This is a genomic window from Pseudomonas sp. rhizo66 (assembly GCF_031931925.1).
Lineage (GTDB): Bacteria > Pseudomonadota > Gammaproteobacteria > Pseudomonadales > Pseudomonadaceae > Aquipseudomonas.
The window spans coordinates 49,606-76,229 of record NZ_JAUJWZ010000008.1; the positions used below are offsets into that span (position 1 = coordinate 49,606).

Consider the following 26,624-nt stretch of genomic DNA (forward strand, 5'->3'; position numbering starts at 1 on the left):
TGATCTTGACGCTTAAAAGCAAGATCAAAAGATCGCAGCCTCGTTGCACTCGACAGCTCCTACAGGAGCTGCTGCCGTCAGATGACTTGCCACCCCCCGCCCAGCGCCTTGTACAAGGCAATGCTCGCCTGCAGTCGCGACAAACGCAGTTGCACATTCATATCCTGCGCCGCATACAGCGTGCGCTGGGTTTGCAGCACCGTCAGCAAGTCTTCGGCACCGGCCTGATAGCGGCTCTGGGCGATGTCGAACGCAGTCTGCGCCTGGCTCAGTTCTTCGCTTTGCCACTGGCGTTGTTCATCGAGGCCGCGAATGCTGCTGAGGGCTTTTTCCACGTCGGCGAAGCCATTGATGATCGCCCCTCGATAGGTTTCCAGCAGTTCGTCCTGACGCGCCTTGGCCTTGTCACGCTCGGCGCTCAGGCGACCGTTGTTGAAAATCGGCGCAGTCAATCCGGAGGACAGGTTGTAGAACGTGGTGCGCAGCAGGTCCGCCGCCAGATCGGCACCGGTGCCGAGGCTGGCGGTGAGGGTTATTTTCGGCAGCATGGCGGCGCGGGCCACGCTGACGTCAGCCTGAGCAGCCGCCAGTTTGGCTTCGGCGCTGGCGATATCTGGACGCCGGCTCAGCAGATCGCTGGGCACGCCAGTGGCGATGTTCGGCCACTGCAACTTTTCGAATGACTGTTGCGGTGCGGACAATGCCTGCACCGGTTGGCCGAGCAGGGCGGCGAGGGTGATCAAGGCTTCGCGGGCCTGTTGCTGCACCAGCGGCAGTTTGCGCTGTTGTTCGGCGACCAGACTTTTTTGCTGGGCCAGTTCCAGTGCGGTGGCGCTGCCGGCGTCGAAACGGGTTTGCACCAGGTGCAGGACGTTTTGCGCGTTGGTCAGATTGAGCTCGGCAATGCGCGCCTGTTCGCGCAACGCCAAGGCCTGGGTGTAACTGTTGGCGACGCCGCTTTGCAGGGTCAGTTCGACGGTGGCGCGGTCGAATTCGCTGGCCTGTACGCCGAACACGGCGCTGTCGCGCGCCGCGCGTTTACCGCCCCAGAAATCGATTTCGTAACTGGCGCTCAGCTCGGCGTCGTAGTAATCCAGCGAGCGATTATCCGGGCTGACGTCGAGTTGGCTGTAGCCTTTGCCGTGCAACAGTTTCTGCCGATTGGCGTTCAGTCCGGCCTTGATTTCCGGCAGCAGCGGGGCGCCGGCAATCGTCGCACTGGCCTGGGCTTGCCGGACCCTGGCGACAGCGGCGCCGAGGTCATGGCTGCCCAGTCGCGCCTGTTCGACCAGTCGATCCAGCTCGGGGCTGCCGAACTGCGTCCACCATTGGCGGTTGATTTGCACGGCGCCGGCATGCTCAGGCGATTGCCATGCGGCGGGTGGCTGCACGCCGCTGTCGGGGCGCGGCGCGGGGCTGTTGCAGGCCGCCAGCAACACGCTGGCGGCAAGAATGGTCAGTGGCGCTTTCATAGATCGTTCATTCACTGGTAAGGGCCGTGACCGGGTCGAGCCGGGCAGCCTTGCGGGCAGGCATGAAGCCGAAGAGGACGCCGGTGACCAGTGCGCAGGCAAAGGCGCCGATGACGGCCAGCCATTGAAACGCGATCGCCACGCCGCTGAGCAACAGCACGCCACCGACCAGCATCGCCAGGCTGATGCCGGCAAGGCCGCCGACCACCGAAAGCATCACCGCTTCAGTGAGAAACTGGCGCAGGATGTCGCGCTGGCGTGCCCCCGTGGCCATGCGGATACCGATTTCCCGGGTGCGTTCGCGCACGGTCATGAGCATGATGTTCATCACCCCGATACCGCCGACCAGCAACGAGATCGCCGCGATGGCGCCGAGCATCAGCGACAGCGTGCCTTGGGTGCGTGCTTCGGCCTGAATCATCGCGGCGTTGTTGGTCAGTTCGAAATCCTTCTTGCCGTTGTGCCGCCGCAGCATCGCCTGTTCGATCGCCTGCTCGGCGTCTCTGACCTTGCGTGCGTCCTTGGCGGCGATCACCACGTATTCCGGATTGCGGCTGCCGAACAGGCGCGTGCTGGCCGCCGAGTAGGGCACGGCGATGCGATTGTCGCTGTCGGAATCGCCGGAGCTTGAACCCTTTTCCGCGAGAACGCCGAGCACCTGAAACGGCACGTTTTCGATCAGGATGTATTGGCCGATCGGGTCGGCGACATCCTTGAGCAGCTTGTCGCGCACCTTGGTGCCGATCACCGCCACGGCGGCGGCGCTGTCTTCATCGGCCTGGGTGAAGTAACTGCCCTGAACCACTGGCCAGTTGAAAATGGTTGGAAAATTGGTGTCGTTGCCACCGACGTAACTGCTGTGGTCGGCATTGCCGAAACGCACGCCGGCGGTCGAGCCGTTGACCGGCATGATCCGCTCGACCTGGGGCAGGGCGGCCAGTTCGGCAACGTCATCGAGGGTGATGATGCCCGGTGGCGTACGCGGGTTGGGCGCCGCACCGCTGAGGTAAATGATGTTGGAGCCGAAGGCACCCATTTGCGCCATCACCTGGCGTTTGCTGCCTTCGCCCACCGCGAGCATCACCACCACTGAGGCGACGCCGATGACGATCCCCAGCAGGGTCAGCGCGGTGCGAAAGCGATTGATCCACATGACCCGCCACGCCGCTTGCACGGCGTCGACCAGTTCACCTTTCCAGGCGCCGGTCTGGGTGCTGCCGCTGCTCAGGCGCTGGCGCAGATCCACCGCTTGCAGGGCGCCGGGGTTGGCGCTGCGCGGTGGGGCTGACGGGTGTTCAGCGGTGTCGCTGATGATCAGGCCGTCACGGATTTCGATGATGCGCTTGGCCCGCTGCGCGACTTCGCGGTCGTGGGTGATGAGAATCACCACATGGCCCTGACTGGCGAGTTCGTCGAGCAGGGTCATGACCTCGGCGCCGCTGTGGCTGTCGAGGGCGCCGGTGGGTTCGTCGGCGAGGATGATGTGGCCGCCGTTCATCAAGGCGCGGGCAATCGATACCCGCTGTTGCTGACCGCCGGAAAGCTGATGCGGGCGGTTGCCGGTGCGGCTGCCCAGGCCGAGCCGCTCCAGCAGGGCGCTGGCCCGGGCGTGACGTTCGGCGGCCGGGGTGCCGGCGTAGATGGCCGGCATCTCGACGTTTTCCTGGGCGGAGCCGGACGGAATCAGGTGATACCCCTGGAACACAAAACCGAATGCTTCACGGCGCAGCCAGGCCAGTTCATCGCTGTCGAGTCGGGCGACATCTTCTCCGGCGAAGCGATATTCGCCACTCGTGGGGCGGTCGAGACAACCGAGAATATTCATCAGTGTCGATTTGCCGGAGCCGGATGCGCCAACGATCGCGACGAACTCACCGGCATGAATCGACAGATCAATCCCGCGTAATACTTCCACTAGCGGGCTGTCATTGCCGCCGTAGGCTTTGCGGATCTGCCGCAGGTCAATCAGGGGCGTTTGCATTCAGCCTCCGCTGCCGGTGGCCGGCGCGCTGAGGATGTGATCGCCTTCGGCCAGGCCTTCAAGCACTTGTGTGCGCAAGCGGTCGCTGATGCCGGTGCGCACGTCGCGGGACTGGATGTCGCCATTGGCGGCGACGATCTGCGCCCGTTGCCACTGTGGGCGTGAGCCGGGTTGCAGGGCGGCGCTGGGCACGGTGAGGGTGTCTTGCGCCTGTTGCGCCACAAAGAACACCTGCGCAGTCATGTCGGTCATCAGACTGTTGTCGGCGTTGTCGACATCGAGCAACACGGTGTAGAGCACCACGCGTTCGCTGCCGCTGCGACCACTGGTGGGGCTGCCGCCCTGATTCTGTTCGAGCGGGCGCGGCGGCACCGGCAGAATCTGCCGTACGGTGCTGCTCCAGCGCCGAGTGCCGCCGCTGAGTGTGGTGAAGTAGGCGGTCATGCCGGGTTTGACGTGGCCGATGTCCGCTTCGGAAACCTCGGCCCACACGGTCATCGGCGAAAGCCGGGCGATGCGCAGAATCAGCGGGGTTTGCTGTTGCGCGTTGAGCGTCTGGCCTTCGCGGGCGCCGACGGCGACGACCGTGCCGCTCATCGGTGCATAAATGCGCGTGTAGCCCAGCTCCGCTTCGTCACTGCGCAGGCTGGCCTGAGCCTGCCGGATCTGCGCCTGGAACATGTCGATGCGCGCCTGTGTCGCGCGGACTTCGGCGCGGGCCGTCTGCACGTCTTCTTCACGGGTGGCGCCACCGGCGGCGAGCTTCTGCTGGCGCTGGTATTTCTGTTGCGCGAGGTCGTGCTGGGCGCGTTGCTCCTGCAACTGCGCCTTGAGGTTTTCGATGGAAAACCGCCCGGCATCGAGTTTGGCCTTTTGCGTGGACGGATCGATCTCAACCAGTAATTGGCCTTCCTTGACCGTGTCGCCAGCCTCGACATGAATCTTCTGGATCTGCCCGGACGCTTGCGCACCAACGTCCACATAACGACGTGGCTGCAACGTGCCCAGTGCGGTCACGCTGTTTTCGATATTGCTGCGCGTCACCTGCACCGTGGCAAGGGCGTCGCGCCCGGGCGGCAGGACTTGCCACGCGGCAACGGCGATCACGGGAATCAGGCAAAGGGCGGCGAACAAGGCGCGTCGGGCGGGGCGGGGACGTTTCATGCAGGGTTCCGGCCAGTGGAATCGGCCCGTCATTCAGCCAGTACACAGGCGTGCAGGGGCGTTGAACGCTGTCGCACGGCACGACAGATACGGGGAGCTGTCCTGTAAACGATGAATGCACAAGGGAATTTAAGCGCCGTACACATCAAGTGACAGGTAGCCGAACGCGACTATTTGGGGCGGATGTGGAAACAACTCTTTAAATCTATATGAGAATTACTATAAATTACGCACCTCAAGTTGCCACTATCTTGCTACTGCGTTTACGGCGGCTGGATCAGTGTGCTCAAGGACAGGAACTGCATCGATGCGGTCGGGAGTCATGTTGGAAAACTACTATCGCGAGCTGGTGTGTTTCCTTAACGCCAAGCTGGGCAACCGTCAGGTGGCCGAAGATGTGGTGCATGACGCTTATGTGCGGGTACTGGAGCGTTCCAGCGACACGCCGATCGAACAACCGCGAGCCTTCCTCTATCGCACGGCGTTGAACCTGGTCATCGACGATCATCGGCGCAACGCCTTGCGCCAGGTCGAATCGCTCGACGTGCTGGACAGCGAAGAGCGCTATTTCAGCCCCTCACCCCACGGCACCCTTGATCATGGCCAGCGTCTGGAGATGCTCCAGCGCGCACTGGCCGAGTTGCCGCCGCGCTGCCGCGAGAGTTTTCTGCTGCGCAAGATCGAAGGTCTGTCCCATCCGGAAATTGCCGAGCACCTGGGGATTTCCAAGGCGTTGGTGGAAAAGCACATCGTCAACGCCATGAAACATTGCCGCTTGCGGATCAAACAATGGGACGCCCATTGAGCCTCGCTGGTTAAATTTCCGTTCATCGTCCTCGTTCCTACTCAACAGACGACCTGCTGACCTGATTCAGGCCGGTCAGGCCACCCAGGCTTTATCCCCGCGTTGAGGGGTTCATCCAGAGGACACTGGAAATGACACAGGCAATTGCATCGCCCATCGTTCACGACCTGATCGGCGTCGGTTTCGGCCCTTCGAACCTGGCGCTGGCCATCGCTCTGCAAGAGCGCGGCCCGACCCAGGGCGAGCTGGATGTGCTGTTTCTCGACAAGCAGGCCAACTACAGCTGGCACGGCAACACCCTGTCGACGCAGAGCGAATTGCAGATTTCCTTCCTCAAGGATCTGGTGACCCTGCGCAATCCGACCAGCCCGTACTCGTTCGTCAATTACCTCAAGTATCACGGTCGTCTGGTCGACTTCATCAACCTCGGCACCTTCTACCCGTGCCGCATGGAGTACAACGACTACCTGCGCTGGGTCGCCGGACAGTTCACCGAGCAGAGCCGGTACGGCGAAGAAGTGCTGACCATCGAGCCAGTGCTGCACAACCATCAGGTTGAAGCACTGCGCGTCATTTCCCGCGACAGCCAGGGCCTGCAACATGTGCGCACCACCCGTTCGGTGGTGGTCAGCGCCGGTGGCACACCGCGTATTCCAGAGGCGTTCAAAGCGCTGAAGGGCGATAGCCGCGTGTTCCACCACTCGCAATACCTGGCGCAAATGGCCAATCAGCCGTGTGTGAACAATCAGCCGATGAGCATCGCGATCATCGGTGGCGGGCAGAGTGCGGCGGAAGCCTTTATCGACCTGAACGATTCGTTCCCGTCGGTGCAGGTCGACATGATCCTGCGCGGCTCGGCCTTGAAGCCTGCCGATGACAGCCCGTTCGTCAACGAAGTGTTTTCGCCGGAGTTCACCGATCTGGTGTTCCAGCAGAACAGCGCCGAGCGTGAGCGCCTGGTCAACGAGTACCACAACACCAACTACTCGGTGGTCGACATCGACCTGATCGAGCGCATCTACGGCATCTTCTATCGCCAGAAGGTGTCCGGAATTGCCCGCCACGCGTTCCGCACCCTGACCACCGTCGAGAAAGCCACAGCTACCGAAAACGGTATCGAACTGGCCCTGCGCAACAACGCCACCGGCGAAGTCAGCGTGCGCAACTACGATGCGATAGTGCTGGCCACCGGTTACGAGCGGCAGATGCACCGCAAACTGCTGGCGCCGCTGGAAGAATACCTGGGTGACTTCGAGGTCGATCGCAACTACAAACTGATCACCGACGAGCGCTGCAAGGCCGGCATCTACATGCAGGGCTTCTGTCAGGCCAGTCATGGTCTGAGCGATACGCTGCTGTCGGTGCTGCCGATTCGTGCGGACGAGATTGCCGGTTCGCTGTATGAACATGGCAAGAACCGTGGGCATCGTTCGATGGCGGATCTGTTGTTGGCGACTGCCAGCTGAATCAGCATGGCCTGATACACCGCCATCGCTGGCAAGCCAGCTCCCACAGGATCTGTGTTGGACACAAAATTTGTGTTCACTGAAGATCCCTGTGGGAGCTGGCTTGCCAGCGATGGGGTCCTTATGGCTAACAAAAATCTGATTTCTGAACCCTTCCTGAACATCCCTCCACATTCCCCGACACACCTCCTTACACGGGTTTACTCTCCCATCATCGGGGCGTAAGCTTCGCGCGTTTTCATCAATAGCGGAGACCCACAGTGGGTACTTGTTCGAGTGACAGTTGTCGGCCGGTCTCGGAAACCGGCAGATTCTCGGCAAGATAACGCGCAGCCTTTCTCTGCCGTTGTCTCGCCGTAACAGCGAGCAGCGGCATCCCGTGCATGACCCGTCCTGGGCCATGTCTGGACGTTCCTTCTCTTCGACGCTGAACAGAGCGTGATTTCGACTGCACAGTCGTGATCGCAGCCCTATCGACACGCCTGTCGTTTCTGACCGGCGCGCCAGGCCTTGCCGTGCCGGTTGTTCCGGCGGACGAGGCGCGGCCGTACCTGCTTGACGGTTTCCCGGCTGACCATAGGGGCAACAGCCATGAAACTTACGCTCAAGGAATTTTTCGCAGGTTTCCTGCGGACCCGCCACATCGCCCGGCACTTCCGTCGTCTGGCGCTGCTGGAATCGATCAACGACACCACGGTCAGCCGTGAAGTCCCGCCTACCCTGGCCAACACTTTGGTCGACGCTGCGCATTGCGACAGCGGCGAATTGCTGTCGTCACTCGGCACGCATTCCGATGGCCTGACCGATTTCGAAGTCGATGCCCTGCGCGCGCAATACGGCCTCAACGAAGTCGAACACGAGCAGCCGCTGCCATGGTGGATTCACCTGTGGCACTGCTACAAAAACCCGTTCAACCTGCTGCTGACCCTGCTGGCGGTAATCTCGTGGCTGACCGAAGACCTCAAGGCCGCCGTGGTGATTTTCTCCATGGTGGTGCTGTCGACGCTGCTGCGCTTCTGGCAGGAAAGCAAATCCAACCAGGCTGCCGACGCGCTGAAAGCCATGGTCAGCAACACCGCGACGGTGATGCGCCGTGATGCGCCACGCAGCGAATTGCCGATCAAGCAATTGGTGCCGGGCGATCTGATCGTGCTCTCGGCCGGGGACATGATTCCTGCCGATTGCCGGGTACTCAGCGCCAAGGATCTGTTCGTCAGCCAGGCGGCGATGACCGGCGAATCGATGCCGGTGGAAAAATTTCCGCGTCAGGCTGATCGCGACACGCGCAATCCGCTGGAGCTGGACAACATCCTGTTCATGGGCACCAACGTCGTCTCCGGCACAGCGGTGGCGGTGATTCTCACCACGGGCAACAGCACCTATTTCGGTGCGCTGGCCCAGCGAGTTGGCGCAACCGATCGCGCAGTGACTTCGTTCCAGCAAGGCGTGAATAAAGTCAGCTGGCTGTTGATCCGTTTCATGTTCGTGATGGCGCCGCTGGTGCTGTTCATCAACGGTTTCACCAAGGGTGACTGGACCGAAGCGTTGCTGTTCGCGTTGTCGATTGCCGTCGGTCTGACCCCGGAAATGCTGCCGATGATCGTCACCTCGACGCTGGCCAAAGGCGCGGTGTTCCTGTCGCGTAAAAAAGTCATCGTCAAACGCCTCGATGCGATCCAGAACTTCGGCGCCATGGACGTGCTGTGCACCGACAAGACCGGCACCCTGACCCAGGACAAGATCTTCCTCGCGCGCAATGTCGACGTCTGGGGCGAAGACTCTGACGACGTGCTGGAAATGGCTTATCTGAACAGCTACTACCAGACCGGCCTGAAAAACCTGCTCGATGTCGCGGTGCTGGAACACGTGGAAATTCACCGTGAACTGAAAGTCGGCACGGCATTTCGCAAGGTTGACGAGATCCCGTTCGACTTCAATCGTCGGCGCATGTCGGTGGTGGTCGAAGGACGTGGCCAGCCACATCAGTTGATCTGCAAAGGTGCGGTGGAAGAAGTCTTGGCGGTGTGCAGCCGCGTGCGTCACGGCGACGTCGATGAAGCCTTGAGCGATGAATTGCTGACCAGGATTCGTCAGGTCACCGCAGCATTCAACGCTGAGGGCTTGCGCGTGGTGGCCGTGGCCGCTCGCTCGATGCCCGAAGGTCGTGAAATCTACAGCCTGGCCGATGAGCAAGAACTGACGCTGATTGGTTACGTGGCGTTCCTCGATCCACCGAAAGAAAGCACTGCGCCCGCGCTGAAAGCCCTGGCCGAACATGGCGTGGCGGTAAAAGTGCTGACCGGCGACAACGAGCTGGTGACTGCGAAGATCTGCCGCGAAGTGGGTCTTGCGCAACAAGGTCTGCTGCTGGGCAACGACGTCGAGCGCATGAGCGATGCTGAACTGGCAGTGGCGGTAGAGACCACCAATGTCTTCGCCAAACTGACACCGTCACACAAGGAGCGCATCGTGCGCATCCTCAAAGGCAACGGTCACGTGGTCGGTTTCATGGGCGATGGCATCAACGATGCGCCAGCGCTGCGTACCGCCGACATCGGTATTTCCGTGGACAGCGCGGTGGACATCGCCAAAGAGGCGGCTGACATCATCCTCCTGGAAAAAAGCCTGATGGTGCTGGAGGAGGGCGTGCTCGAAGGGCGGCGCACCTTCGCCAACATGCTCAAGTACATCAAGATGACCGCCAGCTCCAACTTCGGCAACGTGTTCTCGGTGCTGGTCGCCAGTGCGTTCATTCCGTTCCTGCCGATGCTGCCGATGCATCTGCTGGTGCAGAACCTGCTCTACGACATTTCGCAGATTGCGATTCCATTCGATAACGTCGATGAGGACATGCTGAAAAAGCCACAACGCTGGCAGCCGGGTGACGTCGGGCGCTTCATGCTGTTCTTCGGCCCGATCAGTTCGATCTTTGACATCACTACGTTCGCCTTGATGTGGTACGTGTTTGATGCCAACACCCCGGATCACCAGACGCTGTTCCAGTCCGGCTGGTTCGTGGTCGGGTTGCTGACCCAGACGCTGATCGTGCACATGATCCGCACGCCGAAGATTCCGTTTCTGCAAAGCCGCGCCGCCATGCCGTTGCTGGTGATGACCGGGATCATCATGGCGGTCGGCATCTTCTTGCCGATGGGGCCGCTGGCGCACTACTTCAAACTGCAGGCGCTGCCATCGCTGTACTTCGTGTTCCTGCCGGTGATCCTGCTGGCGTACATGGCGCTGACCCAGGCGGTAAAAGGGTTCTACATCCGCCGGTTCGGCTGGCAATAACAGCAACACCGCTGCCCCTCTGTAGGAGCTGCCGAAGGCTGCGATCTCTTGATTCTGCTTTTTTTAGATCAAAAGATCGCAGCCTTCGGCAGCTCCTACAGGAGTGTTCGTTTCACCTGGATTTCAAGCAAACCCTACCAAAGGGATTGTTGTGTTTTTAAGAGATTTGACTATGCAAGCCATCAACAACCTCAACCTCGATTCGCTGCTCGACACCCTCGTCAGCCTCAGCGCCGCCTTCATCCTCGGTGGCCTGATCGGTTTCGAGCGTCAGTACCGGCAGCGCACGGCGGGCCTGCGCACCAATGTGCTGGTCGCCGTCGGCGCAGCGATTTTCGTCGACATGGCCAACCGTCTCGCTGGCGCCGAAGGCGCGGTGCGCGTGGTCGCTTACGTGGTGTCCGGCATCGGCTTTCTCGGCGCCGGGGTGATCATGCGCGAAGAGGGCAATGTGCGCGGCCTCAACACCGCCGCGACCCTTTGGACGTCCGCAGCGGTGGGCGCCTGCGCCGGTGCCGACCTGCTCGCCGAAGCCGTGCTCGGCACGCTATTCATTCTGGCCGCCAACACCTTGCTGCGGCCGATCGTGAACAACATCAATCGCCAGCCACTGGACGTGGTCTCGGCGGAAGTCACCAACATCGTCTATGTCATCGCCCGGCGCTCGCAGCAAACCGCCGTGTTCGCCTTGCTTGAGGCCGAACTGGAACGTAGCAATTACCCGGCCAGCGATGTCGATGTGCACGCGTTCGGTGCCGATGAAATCGAAATTGAAGCGACGCTGGCGACGACGTCGGTCGATGGTGATGAGCTGGATGCGCTGGTCGCAAGAATCTCGACTTCGGCGCTGGTGGTGCAGGCGTTCTGGAGTCCGAGTACCACTGAATAAACAGCTCTACTCGGTTCAGAACATGGCTACAGCAGGTCATGCCGATTTGCCCGCTGCACCTTCGATGAATGACCGTATTTTTCAGAATATTCCTACAGAACCCGCCCCGGGGCTTGCGTAGTCTTGCCGCACCCAGCAACCGTGACCCCGGGAGATTGACCATGATCAATAAAGCCCTGCGTATCCTGATCGCCGACTCGCAGCATTTCCACCGGATGAAAATCGAGCGTCTGTTCAATAGCCTCGATTACTACCGCGTCGCCCCGGCACAAAGTCTCACTGAGCTGTTGACGCTGGTGGACTATGGGTGCGAACCGTTCGATGTGGTGGTCGTCAATGCCGAGCTGGCGTCAGGTTCGCTGGATCTGCTGGGATTCTTTCTCGATAACCCGCAGGTTCGGCAGGCGTTGATCTACAACGAAGCCACGGCGCCGTTGCACCCGGTCTCGGGATTCGCCCAGGAAAATGTGCAGATCAACCATTTGGCGCTGCCCTCAAAGCACTCGATCAGCCAGTTGATGACGTTGGCCGATGCACCCGCAAGGCCAGAAAAACCGGCCGCGCACATGCCGCGCCCGCAGATGCAATACGCTGCATATGCATAAACTGACGCTGGCCGCAACTGTCAGGTCTGACAGGTGATTTGCTCCCCGTTCCATGTAACAGTCCCTGCGCAGCCACAAAGTCTGAATCAGCCTGCGCCAGTGGTCTGTTCGTCAGATTTGGCACCGGGAGTGGCCATGAAGTCAGCGCTGATCGTCGACGATCATCCGGTGGTGCGCGCCGCCATCCGGATCGTGTTGCAAACCGAAGGATTCAAGCAAATATACGAGGCCTCACAAGGCAACGAGGTGGTCTCGCTCATCCGTGAACACTCACCCAGACTGGTCATACTCGATCTGCATTTGCCCGTGCTCGGCGGGCTGGAAGTTCTTGCCAGAATCAAAGCCAATGGTTTTCGTTGCCGGGTGCTGGTGTTCAGTACGCACGAACCGATGTTCTATCAGGAGCGCTGTGTGCGCGCCGGAGCCATGGCCTATGTGACCAAAACCAATCAACTGGAGCAGTTGCGCGATGCCATACGGGCGGTGACGTCGGGACACACCTATTTTTCTGCATTCCCGGCCCATTTCAGCGTGCTGAATGCCGTGCAAACCACGGAAAAACAGATGATCGAGCAGCTCTCTGACCGAGAACTGAGTATTTTCGAGCAACTGGGGCAGGGCAAGTCCAACAAGGCGATTGCCGAGGACATGGCCCTGAGCCACAAAACCGTCAGCACCTATAAAACCCGGCTGATGAAAAAACTCGGGGTCACTTCAGCGGTGCACTTGCGCGATTTCGCCAAGCGCAATCATGTGATCTGAGCGAACCGACATGAGGCACGGACGCTGGGTTGCCTGGCTGTGGTTGAGCCTGATGGCTACCTGCTGGGCGAGTGATACGCCGCAGGTGCTGCAAGTGCTAAGCCGTACCGGGCTGGACAACGTCCAGTTGCGTCTGGACGAACAGGACCGGCAATGGCTGCACCAGCACCCGGTGTTGCGCCTGGGAATTTCCGGTGCGGATTACCCGCCGTTCGAGATCTCCCGCAATCAACAGGAGCTTGAGGGGCTGACTGCCGATTACGCCGATCTGCTGGCGCAGCTGCTCGGTGTACGCATCGAAGTTCACCGTTTTGCCAACCGCGATACGGTAATGGCAGCACTCAAGCGCGGCGATCTCGATCTGCTGGGCACCTCCAACAGTTTTGAAACCGCTGACCCGGACTTCATCCTGTCCCGGGCCTACGCCGAAGATCAGCCGATGCTGGTGACCCGGATCGAAGAGTCGTTGCCGAGCGATCTGGCCGGCAAACGCCTGGCCATGGTCGAGGACTATCTACCGCTGGCGAGTGTGCAAGCGTTTTATCCCCAGGCCAGTGTGCGGCGTTACCCCTCGGCTATGGACGCGCTTGGTGCGGTGGCCTTCGGTGCGGATGACGTTTATCTGGGCGACTTCATCAGTGCCAACTACCTGATCAACACCAATTATCGCAACGACCTGCAATTGGCCGGGCCGTCGCGGCTGGATGCCAACGCGTTCGGCTTTGCCCTGTTGCGCAGCAATGAGCACCTCAAACGCATGGTCGACAAGGCGTTGACGGCCATTCCCATGGAACGTCGCCAACGCATCGAGCAGCGCTGGAGCGTTGGCCTCGCCGAGATGGCGAAGCAGTCGCGGGTGCAACTGAGTGCCAGTGAACAGGCGTGGCTGGACCGGCACCCGCTGGTTCGCGTTGGCGCCATCGAGGACTTCGCGCCGCTGACGTTTTTCGACGCCGATGGCCGTTTCAGCGGACTGTCGGCACAACTGCTGAGTTTGATCAGCCAGCGCAGCGGGCTGAACTTCGAGATTGTGCGCGGGACGTCGCTGGATCGGCAGATCGAGCAGCTCAAGGCCGGTGAACTGGATGTATTGCCGGTGGTGACGCCGAGCAGCGAGCGCGAAACCGAACTGCAATTTACCCGCGCTTACCTGAACAATCCGTTTGTGCTGGTCAGCGCAATCACCGCGCAGGGGCCGCTCAATCTTGATGATCTGGCCGGTAAGCGGCTGGCGATTTATCGCGGTCATCCGTTGCGCGCTTACTTGTTGAGCCGCGTGCCGCGCATCCGTCTGGTCGAAGTCAAAAGCCCCGCAGAGGGCATGGCGTTGATTGCCAAGGGCCAGGTCGACGTCACCGTGAGTTCGTTGCTGGTGGCGCGTTTTCTGATCGCACGTCACTACCGCGAACGCTTGCGCGTTACCGGCACGATCGGCGACCAACCGGCGCGCATTGCGTTGGCGACGGCCCCGCAGATGCCGGCCCTGCATTCGATCCTGAACAAGGCGCTGCTGAGCATCGCCCCGCAACAGATGGACGAACTGGTTGAACGCTGGAGCCACGACGTGGTGGTGGAAGACAGTTATTGGTTACGCCATCGTCACGAGATTCTGCTGGGGTTTGCCGTAGCGGCGGCGTTGCTGGTGCTCGCGCTGGCCTGGATCGTTTTTCAGCGGCAACAGATTCGCCGGCGCCAGCAATGGTTGCAGCAATTGCAGGAAGCCAAGGACGCGGCGGACGACGCCAATCGGGCCAAGACCACGTTTCTGGCGACCATGAGTCACGAGATCCGCACGCCGATGAATGCCTTGATCGGCATGCTCGAACTGGCCTTGAAGCGCGCTGAGGAAGGTGTGACCGATCGTTTGGCGATTCAGGTGGCGTCCAATGCCGGGCAACAATTGCTGGCGCTGATTGGCGACATCCTCGATATCGCGCGGATCGAGACCGGGCATTTGTCGCTGGCGCCCGAACGCGCCAACCTGCGTGAGCTGGTGGTGTCGGTGTGCCGGGTGTTCGAGGGGCTGGCGCGGCAGAAGCGGTTGTTGTGGCACATCGAACTCGATGCCCGCAGCAACGTCGATGTGCTGATTGATCCGACGCGCTTCAAACAGGTGCTGTCGAATCTGCTGAGCAACGCAATCAAGTTCACCGAAGAGGGCGAGGTCAATCTGCGGCTGGTGGTAACCGCCGCGACGTCCGAGCGCCTGGCCGTGAAAGTAGTGATTGAAGACAGCGGGGTGGGGATCAGCCAGGACGATCGACAACGGCTGTTCAGCCCGTTCGTGCAGGCGAACAATCACACGCAGTCGGCCCGCAGCGGTTCCGGACTGGGCCTGGTCATCAGTCGCAGCCTCTGCGAAATGATGGGCGGCACGCTGCGGCTCGACAGCGCGCCGGGTGAAGGCACGCAAGTCGAGGTCAGTCTCGAACTGCCGTTGTTGGCTGTCCTCACTCAGATGCCAACCCCGGAAAATAAACTCGCCGCGACCTGTTCACTGAGTGTGCTGGTGGTCGACGATCACCCGGTGAACCGTTTGCTGTTGTGCTGGCAATTGACCGAACTCGGCCATCACACGGTCGACACCGAGAATGGTGATGAGGGCCTGCAACGCTGGCGGACTCAGGCGTTCGATGTGGTGATCACCGATTGCAACATGCCACGGCGCAACGGCTATCAACTGGCACGGGCGATCCGCGAAGAAGAAGCGAATTCCGGCCGGCAAGCGTGTCTGATTCTCGGTTTTACTGCCAATGCGCAGGCCGAAGAGCGCACGCGGTGCCTGAATGCCGGCATGGACGAATGCCTGTTCAAACCGATCCGCTTGCACGACCTGGCGCGGGCGTTAACGGCTGCCAGTCATTGCGACGAGGCGGCGAACCCCGGCCAGATGCCGACGCTGGCGGAAATCGACCTGAGCACGCTGGAGCAAATGGCCGGGGACAACCGTGCGCTGATCGAACAGTTGCGCAAAGAGGTGTTGAACAGCCTGCACCTCGATCTGCAACGTCTGGAGGTTTTGCAGCAGGCGCAGGATCGGCCAGGGCTGGGCGAACTGGCGCATCACATCAAGGGCGGGGCGCAGATGGTCGGTGCGGCGCGGGTAGTGGCGGCGTGTGTTGCGCTGGAACAGGCGTGTCGCGAAACGCACGCGGCGCCGCTGGGCGTTGCGAGTGAAACGTTGCGCGAGGCCATGGTCGGCCTCGCGCAACGCCTGCAAGTCTGACGGGCGGCGGGTCAGTCCCAGTGCGGCGCGATGCCTTTCGGGCTGGTCAGGCGATGGCCGCGATCGAGCGTGGCAATCAGCGCCATGTCGGCGTCGCTCAACGTCAGTGCGGTGGCGGCAAGGTTGCTTTGCAGGTTGGCGCGTTTGGTCGACGACGGAATCACCGCGTAGCCCGACTGCATGGCCCAGGCCAGCGTGACTTGCGCCGGGGTGGCTTGCAGGCGCTGGGCAATCTGCTGGATCAGCGGATCTTTCAGCACTTCACCGTAGGCGAGGGTCATGTACGAGGTGATGTGGATGCCTTGGCTGCGGGTAAACTCGACCACTTTGCGGTTCTGCAGGTACGGGTGCAGTTCGATCTGATTGGTCGCGATGTTTTCTGCGCCGACAGCTTTGATGGCTTGCTGCATCAGGTCGATGGTGAAGTTGGACACACCGATCTGCCGGGTCAGGCCCAGGCGCTTGGCTTCGAGCAGGGCACCCATGAATTCTTCGATCGGCACCTGATTTTCCGGCGACGGCCAGTGAATCAGCGTCAGGTCGAGGTAGTCGGTCTGCAGTTTTTCCAGACTCTCCTTGAGGCTGTCGATCAGGCGATCCTGGGCGAAGTTGGCGACCCAGATCTTGCTGGTGATGAACAGCTCATCGCGTGGAATGCCGCTGGCCGCAATGGCCTCGCCGACGTCGGCTTCGTTTTCGTAGATTTGCGCGGTGTCGATGACCCGGTAGCCGAGTTCGAGAGCGGTGCTCACCGAGTCGATGACCACCTGGCCTTGCAAACGAAACGTGCCAAGACCGAAAGCGGGAACAGACATGAAAGACTCCAGGGTTGCAGTGGGAATGGCCCCGAGTATCCGCGTCTGCATCGTGGAGAAAAACCGTGGGTAAGGCAAAGCACTGTTGACTACAAGTCATGAATCTTTCCCAAGACGTGTGTTGTCAGGGCTGGCCGCTTCGCGAGCAGGCTCGCTCCCACAGGAGATCTGTGGTGTTAACAAATCCTCTGTGGGAGCGAGCCTGCTCGCGAAGGGCGCACCACCGACTCAAGCAATATCGCTGTGCGCAAACTCCTCTCCGAGAAAATCAATCAACGTACGCACCGACGGTAACAACCCGCGCCGCGACGGAAAGATTGCGTGCACCACGCCGCACTTCGGCGCCCACCCCGGAATCAATTCGACGACTCGCCCAGCCGCGATGTCCTCACGCACCACCACACTCGGTAGATGCGCTACGCCAACGCCAGCAATGACTGCCTGGCGCAGGGCAATCAAATCATCCGTGACCATGCGCGGCGTATGGCGAATCAGCGCCGTGTTGTCATTCGGCCCGAGCAGCTCCCATTGATATTCACGCTGCGCTGCGCCCCAGTGCAGGCTCGGCAAACCATTGAGATCGGCAGGTGAGGGTGGTGACGACAGGTGTTGGACAAACTGCGGGCTGCCGACCACCGACTGCGTGCTGTTGCCCAGCACCTTCATGACCATGTCGGTGTTCTCCAACGGCGGAAAGCGCACGCGCAGGGCGATGTCGAAACCTTCGTGCAGCAGATCGACGCGGCGGTTGGTGCTCTCGATAAACAACTCCACCAGCGGGTACTTGAGCATGTAACGGGTGAGCATCGGCCCGACCCACGAGTTGAGCAGCGCTGTCGGGCAACTCAGGCGCACCAGTCCCTGCGGTTCGGAGCGGTTGCGTTCGATCAGCTCGGCGGCGCTTTCGGCTTCGACGCGCATGGCCAGACAGCGCTGGTAATAGGCCTGGCCGATTTCGGTCAGCGAGCAATGGCGGCTGGTGCGGTGCAGCAGGCGCACGCCGAGGCGTTCTTCCAGTTCGGAAATACGTCGGCTGAGTTTTGATTTGGGCATGTCCAGTGCGCGCCCGGCGGCGGCGAAACCGTGATGTTCGACCACTTGGGTAAAGTAGTAGAGGGTGTTGAGGTCTTCCACCATCGTTCTCCAGATAGAACGCTAAGGCTGATTTTTGCAGTCTAGTGCATTAATGGTCATGGATTTAAGCTTGATCCATCGCATCACTCACCCCCCATTGGAGACAACCATGAAAAACATCATCGGTATCTACACCAGCCCGCGCGGCCATTGGGTCGGCGATGGTTTCCCGGTTCGCACGCTGTTTTCCTACGACAACCTGGGCAAACACATCAGCCCGTTCCTGCTGCTCGACCACGCCGGCCCGGCCGATTTCACCCCGACCACCGAACGCCGTGGCGTGGGTCAGCATCCGCACCGTGGTTTCGAAACCGTGACGATCGTTTATGAAGGCGAAGTGCAGCACCGCGACTCGACCGGCAGCGGCGGCGTGATCGGCCCGGGCGATGTGCAATGGATGACCGCGGCTTCCGGGATCCTCCATGAGGAGTTTCACTCGGAAAACTTCGCCAAGAGCGGCGGCAAACTGGAAATGGTCCAGCTGTGGGTCAACCTGCCGGCCAAGGACAAAATGGCCGCGCCGGGTTACCAGACCATTCTCGACAGCGACATCCCGAGCATTGCGCTCAAGGACAACGCCGGTCGCCTGCGGCTGATCGCCGGCGAGTTCGAGGGCCACACAGGCCCGTCGCATACGTTTACCCCGATCGATGTGTGGGACTTGCGCCTGAACGCCGGCAAGTTGCTGACGCTCGATCTGCATGAAGGCCGCAACACGGCGCTGGTGGTGTTGAAAGGTTCGGTGCAGGTCAACGCAGTGGAGTCGGTGCGCGAAGGGCAGTTGGCGCTGTTCGAGCGTGACGGCCATCAATTGACGATCGAAGCCAGCCAGGACGCGGTGGTACTGCTGCTCAGCGGCGAGCCGATCGACGAACCGATCGTCGGTCACGGCCCGTTCGTGATGAACACCGAGCAGGAAATCCACCAGGCTTTCGCCGACTTCCAGTCCGGCCGCTTCGGCCAGATGCACGCTTAACGCACCACCACTGCGCTCTACACAGGACGCGTAGGCCGGTTCGCAGGCCAGGGATGGCTGTTGCCTATAGAAAAGAGGAAACGCCCATGAACACCCAATACAAACGTCTGGACAAGAACAACGCTGCGGTACTGCTGGTTGACCATCAGGCCGGGCTGCTGTCGCTGGTGCGCGACATTGAGCCGGACAAGTTCAAGAACAACGTGCTGGCGCTGGCCGATCTGGCCAAGTACTTCAAGCTGCCGACGATCCTCACCACCAGTTTCGAAACCGGCCCCAACGGCCCACTGGTGCCGGAGCTGAAAGCGCTGTTCCCGGACGCGCCGTACATCGCCCGTCCGGGGCAGATCAACGCCTGGGACAACGAAGATTTCGTCAAGGCAATCAAGGCCACTGGCAAGAAGCAGTTGATCATCGCTGGCGTGGTGACGGAAGTCTGCGTGGCATTCCCGGCGCTGTCGGCGCTGGAAGAGGGCTTCGATGTGTTCGTGGTGACTGACGCCTCCGGCACGTTCAATGAACTGACCCGCGAATCGGCGTGGAACCGCATGTCCACGGCTGGCGCGCAATTGATGACCTGGTTCGGCCTGGCCTGCGAGCTGCACCGCGACTGGCGCAACGACATCGAAGGGCTGGGCACGCTGTTCTCCAACCACATCCCGGACTACCGCAACCTGATGACCAGCTACAGCACCCTGACTAACGGTAAGTAATCTGTCACCCCGTAAACCTGTGTAGGAGCTGCCGCAGGCTGCGATCTTTTGATGTTGTTTTTTAAAGATCAAAAGATCGCAGCCTGCGGCAGCTCCTACATGGGGTTTGTGGTGTTTTTGCGGGCGGGTTCATCCTCTGAAATCAATTGCTCCTACACTTGCTCAATCTGTGCGATCTTCTCGCGATTGGCCCCCGTCGGAGTTGTTTGATGCTGTCTCTGCTCACCGAACATCCGTTGTTCTGCGCGTTGATCCTGATCCTCCTCGATCTGGGCTTGTGGCGTCTGATCAGTTCCCATGGCAGCGAATGGAAACTGCTGGTGCGGGTGCTGATTTTCAGCCTGTTCAGCGTGCTGCTGTTCAACGAAGGCCTCAATCCGATGGAGCCGGCGCCGTGGGCCGATAACGTGCCGCTGCACCTGGCGGCGACCGGCCTGCAGATTGGCTGGTGGCTGTTCGGCGCGCGCACCCTGACGGTGTTGATTGGCGCAGTGATGATGCAGCGGGTCGGCCACACCGGGCGGCTGTTGCAGGATTTGCTTGGCGCGGTGATTTTCCTCATCGCGATTATTGCGGCGCTGGCCTATGTGCTGGATTTGCCGGTCAAAGGCGTGCTGGCAACCTCCGGAGCGTTGGCGATCATTGTCGGTCTGGCCTTGCAGAGCACGCTCAGCGACGTGTTCTCCGGGATCGTCCTCAACACCACCAAGCCTTATCAACTCGATGACTGGATTTCCATCGACGGCACCGAAGGCCGGGTCACCGATATCGACTGGCGCGCCACGCGCCTGCAAACCAGCCAGGGCAGCATGGCGGTGATTCCCAACTCGCTGGCGGCCAAGGCCAAGATCATCAATTTCAGTCGGCCGAGCAATATGTTCGGCGTCGCGGTCAGCGTGCAGGTCAGCCCGCATGCGCGGCCCAGTTCGGTGATCGATGCACTGGAGCGGGCGATGCAGGGCTGTCGCCAGTTGCTCGACACACCTGCACCGAGCGTCGCACTGAAAAGCTCCGGCAGCAGTGGTGCGGAATACGAGATCAGTGGCTTCGTTGCATCGATGGGCGAGAAGCGCGTGGTGCGCAATCAGCTGTTCGACCTGGCGTATCGGCACTTGCAGGCGTCCGGGGTCAATTTGCTGTCGAGCGATGAAAGTGCTGCGCCGACCAACCTGTCGCGGCCTAGGGCGTTGCTCGACAGCTCGCCGATCTTCTCGACCCTGCGTCAGGAAGAGAAAGACACCTTCAGCCAGAACATGAACCTGCAAACCTTTCGTGCCGGCGAAGTCATTCTGGCGGGCGGGGAGGTCAGCGATCACCTGTTCATTATTGAGTCCGGTGTGGTGTCGGTGACGTTGAAGCGCCACGGCACGCCGTTCGAGTCCGGGCGCATGGGGCCGGGCGAGGTGATTGGCGAGGCAGGGATCTTGTCCGATACCGCGTTGCCGGCGGACTTTTCGGCGAAAACCTTTTGCGCGTTGTATCGCATCGAGAAGTCTTACCTCAAACCATGCCTCGATGCGCGTCATGACATCCACGACGCGATGCAGACGCTGCTCGATTTCCGCCTGCACAAGGCGCAATCGCTGACCGAGGAAGCGCCGGCGGTTGTCCCCAAAAGAGGCTTTTTGCAGTGGCTGCGCAATCGCGCCTGAGCATTACCGGTCGCCGACGGCACGACCCTGTGTACCGATCCGATGCAACCGCCGCGAGGGTCTCGGGGTCAGATTTTTCACAGCCCACGGGCAGGAGCCTCAGCCGATGAAAAACCTGCGGATCGCCACCTATAACGTCAACGGTTTACGCGCGCGTTTGCCGAACCTGCTGGACTGGCTCAAGCGCGAACAACCGGACATCGCTTGCCTGCAAGAATTGAAATCGGTCGACACGGCGTTTCCTGCGGCAGAACTGGAAGCCGCCGGTTACGGCGCGATCTGGCAGGGCCAGGCCTCGTGGAATGGCGTGGCGATTCTCGCCCGCGACGCGCAACCGCTGGAGAGCCGGCGCGGTTTGCCGGGCGATCCCGATGACAAGCACAGCCGTTATCTGGAAGCGGCGGTGCACGGCGTGCTGGTCGGCTGCCTGTATCTGCCCAACGGCAACCCGCAACCGGGGCCGAAATTCGATTACAAACTGGCCTGGTTCGAACGGTTGATCAGCTACGCGAAAGACTTGCAAAGCAGCGATCATCCGGTGGTGTTGGCCGGCGACTACAACGTCGTGCCCACCGACATGGACATCTACAACACCCGTTCCTGGCTCAAGGATGCGCTGCTGCAACCCGAAAGCCGCGAGTGTTATCAGCGCCTGCTGGATCAGGGCTGGACCGATTCGCTGCGGCATCTGTATCCCGAAGATCGGCTCTATACGTTTTGGGATTACTTCCGCCAGCACTGGCAAACCAACTCCGGTCTGCGCATCGATCATCTGTTGCTCAACCCGGCGCTGAGTCCGTATTTGCACGAGGCTGGGGTAGACGCCTGGGTGCGCAATGAACCCCACGCCAGTGACCATGCGCCGACGTGGATCCGTATCGGTTCGCGCAAGAAACGCTAGCGGTCGATTGGCGAAATCAATTGTCGAAAACAGTGCCTGATCCCGTATACATGGCGACCATCAACGCAGTGACCTGCGGCCCCATGCAAAAGGACTGAGCAATGAGTGAGCCACGCCTGACGAATCTGAAGCTGTACTTGCAGCGTCTGGGGTTTGATGCGCCGCCGGCACCGACGCTGGCAACGCTGCGCCTGTTGCAATTGCGTCACACCGGCGTGTTCCCCTTCGAGAACCTGGCGACAATCACCGGGGCGCCGGTGTTGATCGATCTGCCGTCCATCGAAGCAAAAATCCTCGTCGGTGGCCGTGGTGGTTACTGCTACGAACTCAACAACCTGTTCTTCGCCCTGTTGCTTGAATTGGGCTTCGATGCCCGGGCCATCAGCGGGCGCGTGGTGATGAATCAGCCCGAGGGCAGCTGGACGGCACGCACGCACCGCTTGAGTCTGGTGACCATCGACGGCGTGCGCTACATAACGGACGTAGGTTTTGGTGGCATGGTGCCCACCGCGCCGCTGCTCCTCGACACTGAGGCCGAGCAGGCCACCCCGCACGAACCCTATCGCATAGAACAGCAGGCCGAGGGCTACATGCTGCGTGCCAATGTGGCGGGTGAATGGCGACCGATGTACCTGTTCGATCTGCAACGCCAGGAAGACATCGATTACACCATTGGCAACTGGTATGTCTCGACTCACCCTGAGTCACCGTTTACCCAGCGTCTGATGGTCGCGCGCACCGGGGATGGCTGGCGCAAGACCCTGAACAATGGCAGTTTCGCTGTTCATCGCATGGGTGCCGAGAGCGAGCGGCGTGATGTCGCGGACGTCGAGGATCTACTCGATTTGCTTGAGGTTGAGTTCGGGATACGGGGCGCGATCCCTCAGTTGTTGAGGCCGGTGCTCGGACGCCTTATCGAGTCTGGTCAGGGATCCTCAGCGTAAGCATCGACCTGGATCGTGAAGAGATTGATTTTGGCCCACGACTCTCGTTGCCTGACCTCTGTTTCCTCTGAGCCAATGCTGATCAGGTAGTTGATGCCTGTTGCTGGATCTCTGAATCCATTTTGGGTCGAGTCCCAGACACAACAGGCGCGCGTGATCGGCGAAATCCCGAAGTGCTGTTCAAGGTACTGTTCGGCTTTCGAAGCATTGGCCCCGGATACTTCATAGCTGGCTGAAAATGGCTGGCCCATGCGGTCGAGCGCCTGTTTGCAGCCTTTGAATTCAACAAACGATGGCTTGTCTGCGAGCTTCGACAGAAAGTCATCACAGCCAAAGTCGGCACTGGCGCTGTTGGCAATGACCAGCAACAGCGCGGGTATCAATCGGATCAGTAGTAGCCGTTTCAATTATTTCTCCACCAGCAATTCACCGACATATTTCCCGCCTTCACCTTTGACTCGCCGGCAGATCAGGTAGTCGTAGATGTCGTTCCATTTGATCAGCTCATAAAAGGTGACACAGCCGTCGGACAAATGGCCGACGTGGATGTAACGACTGCTGTTGCCTTTTGTGCCTTGCAGTTCAATGGGAAACCAGACGTCGGTGCAATGCAGATTACCTTGTGCCTTGTAGCCACCTGTGGAGATATTCCCGTGGGAGCGGTCGGGTGCCATGATCCGGTGGCGTCCGGGAGGAATCGGGGTAAATTCGCCGCCCCACTGGCTGTTCAGCGTCACCTTCGCCGTTTTGCCATTGAAGCTGACCTGTGCCCATTGCTGCAGCAGTTTGCCTTTGAACTCCGAGACCGCATGAGCCGGTGCACCGGTGTACTTGACCTTGACGGTGGCCGGCGCCGTTGGCGGGGTATCCATCAGATATTTCAAGGCATTTTCGGTTTTCAGGCTGGCCGTCTGCCCGACGAACTCCGAATTGCCATCGGCAATCCTGAAGTAGGTTCGACCACCGGACTCCTTGGTGAAGGTCACTTTGGTGTATTCGCAGAGGGCGACGAGCGTGCCTTTTGGCTCGAGTTTGACACTCAGCCAACCGTTTTCGTCAGCCCGTTTGGTGTATTTGGTAACAACGACCGCCGGATGCGTACTGCCACCCTGTCGATTCGAGGGAGCCCGGTTATTGCTGAGTATTGCCTGCGCCATGCTGGTTACAACTCCTTTCAGGTGAATTCAGCCACTGGTTGTTCCTGTTCAGGCCAGGTCGTCAGGCTCCAGATGCAGCAGTTCACTCGCTCGGGTCGACACTCTCTGGGTCAGTCCGCGCTCATTGGTGACGCCGCGAATGACCTTGCCCGACGCGGTGGTGATTTTGTAAGCGAAGTCGGGCACGGGCTCGCCATCGGCGTCCAGCAGGGTGAACTGCTCATCGAAACCCAAGTTGATCGGCGGAACGGGACTGATCGGCGCGCCACCACCACTCTGGCCAATGATGACGGTGCCCGAACCGCCGACGATAACGTCGCCGTGGCTGCCCTGACTGCCTTGCGTGGCGGCGTTTTTACCGTTGATGAAGACGGTTGCGGAAATGTTACCGCTGATGGCGCTGCCGCAAGAGGCGGGGTCGCCGAGGCGCGCGGCTGGCAAACCATCGAAGAATACGTCGGGGGAGCCGGAAACTATTTTCTGTGCCGCATGGGCAGGGCATGTTGTGGCGTCTGTGGCGCGAGCAGCGGGTTTTCCACTCATGGTGACTTCCTTTTCTTGCCCGGCAGGGGGCATCCGTTGATCCGTACGGCATGGCTTCTGATCGTGCCACGTGATGAGGGGGTACTCAAGTCATCAGGCCGTTTGAGTGACGAGTAACCCGCCTCTGATATTTTGTATACAAAACAATAGACACTTGTCGCGAGTATTGAATACAGTGTGCGCATAACAAAAACCAGGGAACCCCCCACCATGAAAACGCCCCATGTTTCACACCAACGGCCCGAGGACGAAAATCTCGGGGTCGGCGCGAATATGGCTTACGGCCTGCAACATGTTCTGACCATGTACGGCGGTATCGTTGCGGTGCCACTGATCATCGGCCAGGCGGCCGGCCTGTCGCCGGCGGACATTGGTTTGCTGATTGCTGCTTCATTGTTTGCGGGGGGGCTGGCGACGCTGCTGCAAACCCTGGGTCTGCCGTTTTTTGGCTGTCAGTTGCCGCTGGTGCAGGGCGTGTCGTTCTCTGGCGTGGCGACCATGGTCGCGATCGTCAGCAGCGGCGGGGAGGGCGGCTTTCAATCCGTGCTCGGTGCGGTGATTGCGGCGTCGTTGATCGGCTTGCTGATCACACCGGTATTCTCGCGAATCACCAAGTTCTTCCCGCCCTTGGTGACCGGCATCGTGATCACCACTATCGGCCTGACGCTGATGCCGGTGGCCGCACGCTGGGCCATGGGCGGTAACAGCCACGCGCCGGACTTCGGCAGCATGCAGAACATCGGTCTTGCGGCAGTCACACTGGTTCTGGTGTTGCTGCTGAGCAAAGTCGGCAGCTCGACCATCTCGCGTCTGTCGATCCTGTTGGCCATGGTGATCGGCACGGTGCTGGCGGTGTTCCTCGGCATGGCGGACTTCTCCAACGTCACCACCGGGCCGATGTTCGGCTTCCCGACGCCGTTCCACTTCGGTATGCCGACTTTCCACTTTGCCGCGATCCTGTCGATGTGCATCGTGGTCATGGTGACCCTGGTGGAAACGTCGGCAGACATTCTCGCGGTCGGTGAAATCATCGGCACCAAAGTCGATTCCAAACGCCTGGGCAATGGCCTGCGCGCGGACATGCTGTCGAGCATGTTTGCGCCGATCTTCGGTTCGTTCACTCAGAGTGCCTTCGCCCAGAACGTCGGTCTGGTGGCGGTCACCGGGATCAAGAGCCGCTATGTAGTGGCCACTGGCGGCATCTTTCTGGTGATTCTTGGCCTGCTGCCGTTCATGGGCCGGGTCATCGCCGCGGTGCCGACTTCGGTACTCGGCGGCGCCGGTATCGTGCTGTTTGGCACTGTGGCAGCGAGCGGTATCCGTACGCTGTCCAAGGTGGATTACCGCAACAACGTCAACCTGATCATCGTCGCCACCTCGATCGGTTTCGGCATGATCCCGATTGCCGCACCGAACTTCTACGATCACTTCCCGAGCTGGTTCGCGACCATTTTCCACTCGGGTATCAGCTCGTCGGCGATCATGGCGATCCTGCTTAACCTGGCGTTCAACCACTTCACCGCCGGCAACTCGGATCAACAGTCGGTGTTTGCCGCGGCAGAAGAGCGGACCCTGCGCTATCGCGATCTGGCGGCGCTGCGTGAAGGCGATTACTTCAGCGACGGCAAGCTGCATGACTGCGATGGCAAGGAAGTGCCGGTCATCGAGCCAGATGACCACGATCATGGGCACGGCGCGCCGAAGGCGCAGGTGAAGAGCAGCGAACACGTCTGACGGCAGTATGTGAATAGAAAAGGGCCGATCTGTTTTATACAGATCGGCCCTTTTTATTTGAGGATCAAAAGATCGCAGCCTTCGGCAGCTCCTACACAGATCTCATACTCCGCCCACTTTGAGGATGAACGCTGAATCTGTAGATGCCGAAGGCTGCGATCTTTTGTTCTTTTCGAGCGCCCACAAAAAAGCCCCTGAATCTTTCGATTCAGGGGCTTTGCTATTTGGCTCCACAACCTGGACTCGAACCAGGGACCCAATGATTAACAGTCATTTGCTCTACCAACTGAGCTATTGCGGAATTGGTGCGTATGTTACTGATTCAAAAAGAGAAGTCAAGCATCGGTTGTAAAAATGACTGAATCTTCGGGACGGACGGTGACTTGTCAGCGAT

The 26,624-nt window shown here is 60.3% G+C and carries 21 protein-coding genes and 1 tRNA gene; 13 read left to right on the forward strand and 9 right to left on the reverse strand.

From position 1 onward, the window contains the following. Positions 1 to 77: 77 nt before the first annotated feature. From QZR14_RS11540 to QZR14_RS11550, 3 genes are read right to left on the reverse strand one after another with little or no spacing between them, the layout of a single operon-like run. A complete protein-coding gene (locus QZR14_RS11540) occupies positions 78 to 1,472 on the reverse strand; it encodes an efflux transporter outer membrane subunit (RefSeq protein ID WP_311996614.1) in 1,395 nt (464 codons plus the stop codon). A 7-nt stretch (positions 1,473 to 1,479) separates the two neighbouring features. Then, on the reverse strand, positions 1,480 to 3,453 hold the full coding sequence (locus QZR14_RS11545; protein WP_311996615.1) for a MacB family efflux pump subunit: 1,974 nt from the start codon (positions 3,451 to 3,453) through the stop codon (positions 1,480 to 1,482). Then, positions 3,454 to 4,617 carry an efflux RND transporter periplasmic adaptor subunit gene (locus QZR14_RS11550; protein ID WP_311996616.1) on the reverse strand — a complete coding sequence of 388 codons (1,164 nt, stop codon included), beginning with the start codon at positions 4,615 to 4,617 and terminating at the stop codon, positions 3,454 to 3,456. It abuts the gene before it with no gap. 322 nt (positions 4,618 to 4,939) lie between these two features. Between QZR14_RS11550 and QZR14_RS11555 the strand changes: the two genes are divergently transcribed. The 7 genes from QZR14_RS11555 to QZR14_RS11585 all read left to right on the forward strand — a co-directional run bounded on the left by QZR14_RS11555 (position 4,940) and on the right by QZR14_RS11585 (position 15,661). Further along, complete coding sequence (locus QZR14_RS11555; RefSeq protein WP_311996720.1) at positions 4,940 to 5,422, forward strand: sigma-70 family RNA polymerase sigma factor; 483 nt, start codon at positions 4,940 to 4,942, stop codon at positions 5,420 to 5,422. Between the two features lie 131 nt (positions 5,423 to 5,553). Continuing rightward, positions 5,554 to 6,888 carry a lysine N(6)-hydroxylase/L-ornithine N(5)-oxygenase family protein gene (locus QZR14_RS11560; protein ID WP_311996617.1) on the forward strand — a complete coding sequence of 445 codons (1,335 nt, stop codon included), beginning with the start codon at positions 5,554 to 5,556 and terminating at the stop codon, positions 6,886 to 6,888. A 591-nt stretch (positions 6,889 to 7,479) separates the two neighbouring features. Beyond that, the gene (mgtA, locus tag QZR14_RS11565; protein WP_311996618.1) at positions 7,480 to 10,179 is read left to right on the forward strand and encodes a magnesium-translocating P-type ATPase; all 2,700 of its coding nucleotides are present in this window, start codon (positions 7,480 to 7,482) and stop codon (positions 10,177 to 10,179) included. Positions 10,180 to 10,351: 172 nt separating this feature from the next. Then, positions 10,352 to 11,068 carry an MgtC/SapB family protein gene (locus tag QZR14_RS11570; protein ID WP_007913384.1) on the forward strand — a complete coding sequence of 239 codons (717 nt, stop codon included), beginning with the start codon at positions 10,352 to 10,354 and terminating at the stop codon, positions 11,066 to 11,068. A 161-nt stretch (positions 11,069 to 11,229) separates the two neighbouring features. Continuing rightward, the gene (locus tag QZR14_RS11575; protein ID WP_311996619.1) at positions 11,230 to 11,673 is read left to right on the forward strand and encodes a chemotaxis protein CheY; all 444 of its coding nucleotides are present in this window, start codon (positions 11,230 to 11,232) and stop codon (positions 11,671 to 11,673) included. A gap of 135 nt (positions 11,674 to 11,808) precedes the next feature. Continuing rightward, on the forward strand, positions 11,809 to 12,435 hold the full coding sequence (locus tag QZR14_RS11580; protein ID WP_311996620.1) for a response regulator transcription factor: 627 nt from the start codon (positions 11,809 to 11,811) through the stop codon (positions 12,433 to 12,435). Between the two features lie 52 nt (positions 12,436 to 12,487). Then, positions 12,488 to 15,661: a transporter substrate-binding domain-containing protein gene (locus QZR14_RS11585; protein WP_442967398.1), complete on the forward strand. Its 3,174-nt coding sequence runs from the start codon at positions 12,488 to 12,490 to the stop codon at positions 15,659 to 15,661. Between the two features lie 11 nt (positions 15,662 to 15,672). Here the strand turns inward: QZR14_RS11585 and dkgB are convergent, their stop codons facing one another. Together dkgB and QZR14_RS11595 are read right to left on the reverse strand one after the other, a co-directional pair. Then, on the reverse strand, positions 15,673 to 16,476 hold the full coding sequence (dkgB, locus tag QZR14_RS11590) for a 2,5-didehydrogluconate reductase DkgB (protein WP_311996622.1): 804 nt from the start codon (positions 16,474 to 16,476) through the stop codon (positions 15,673 to 15,675). A 228-nt stretch (positions 16,477 to 16,704) separates the two neighbouring features. After that, complete coding sequence (locus QZR14_RS11595; RefSeq protein ID WP_311996623.1) at positions 16,705 to 17,613, reverse strand: LysR substrate-binding domain-containing protein; 909 nt, start codon at positions 17,611 to 17,613, stop codon at positions 16,705 to 16,707. A 106-nt stretch (positions 17,614 to 17,719) separates the two neighbouring features. On the opposite strand from QZR14_RS11595, the gene QZR14_RS11600 reads away from it, so the two are divergent. The 5 genes from QZR14_RS11600 to QZR14_RS11620 all read left to right on the forward strand — a co-directional run bounded on the left by QZR14_RS11600 (position 17,720) and on the right by QZR14_RS11620 (position 22,796). Next, entirely contained in the window at positions 17,720 to 18,586 is an 867-nt protein-coding gene (locus QZR14_RS11600) for a pirin family protein (RefSeq protein ID WP_250607324.1), read from the forward strand. Positions 18,587 to 18,672: 86 nt separating this feature from the next. Beyond that, entirely contained in the window at positions 18,673 to 19,299 is a 627-nt protein-coding gene (ycaC, locus tag QZR14_RS11605; protein WP_250607323.1) for an isochorismate family cysteine hydrolase YcaC, read from the forward strand. 209 nt (positions 19,300 to 19,508) lie between these two features. Then, a complete protein-coding gene (locus tag QZR14_RS11610) occupies positions 19,509 to 20,951 on the forward strand; it encodes a mechanosensitive ion channel family protein (protein ID WP_311996624.1) in 1,443 nt (480 codons plus the stop codon). 106 nt (positions 20,952 to 21,057) lie between these two features. Further along, positions 21,058 to 21,852: an exodeoxyribonuclease III gene (gene xth / locus QZR14_RS11615; protein WP_095047670.1), complete on the forward strand. Its 795-nt coding sequence runs from the start codon at positions 21,058 to 21,060 to the stop codon at positions 21,850 to 21,852. Positions 21,853 to 21,953: 101 nt separating this feature from the next. Then, positions 21,954 to 22,796, forward strand: coding sequence for an arylamine N-acetyltransferase family protein (locus QZR14_RS11620; protein ID WP_311996625.1), 843 nt, complete (start codon positions 21,954 to 21,956; stop codon positions 22,794 to 22,796). Here QZR14_RS11620 and QZR14_RS11625 read toward each other — a convergent pair. Genes QZR14_RS11625 through QZR14_RS11635 form a run of 3 tightly spaced genes read right to left on the reverse strand, consistent with a single transcriptional unit; the run spans position 22,778 to position 24,496 of the window. Further along, entirely contained in the window at positions 22,778 to 23,203 is a 426-nt protein-coding gene (locus tag QZR14_RS11625) for a DUF4952 domain-containing protein (RefSeq protein ID WP_187676915.1), read from the reverse strand. The two genes, QZR14_RS11620 and QZR14_RS11625, sit on opposite strands and share 19 nt — an antisense overlap. After that, the gene (locus QZR14_RS11630) at positions 23,204 to 23,953 is read right to left on the reverse strand and encodes a hypothetical protein (RefSeq protein WP_311996626.1); all 750 of its coding nucleotides are present in this window, start codon (positions 23,951 to 23,953) and stop codon (positions 23,204 to 23,206) included. A gap of 48 nt (positions 23,954 to 24,001) precedes the next feature. Then, a complete protein-coding gene (locus tag QZR14_RS11635) occupies positions 24,002 to 24,496 on the reverse strand; it encodes a PAAR domain-containing protein (protein ID WP_311996627.1) in 495 nt (164 codons plus the stop codon). 210 nt (positions 24,497 to 24,706) lie between these two features. On the opposite strand from QZR14_RS11635, the gene QZR14_RS11640 reads away from it, so the two are divergent. After that, positions 24,707 to 26,230 carry a nucleobase:cation symporter-2 family protein gene (locus QZR14_RS11640; RefSeq protein WP_250607317.1) on the forward strand — a complete coding sequence of 508 codons (1,524 nt, stop codon included), beginning with the start codon at positions 24,707 to 24,709 and terminating at the stop codon, positions 26,228 to 26,230. A 225-nt stretch (positions 26,231 to 26,455) separates the two neighbouring features. On the opposite strand, the gene QZR14_RS11645 is transcribed toward QZR14_RS11640, so the two are convergent. Next, positions 26,456 to 26,531 (reverse strand) — tRNA-Asn (locus QZR14_RS11645). Positions 26,532 to 26,624 lie beyond the last annotated feature (93 nt).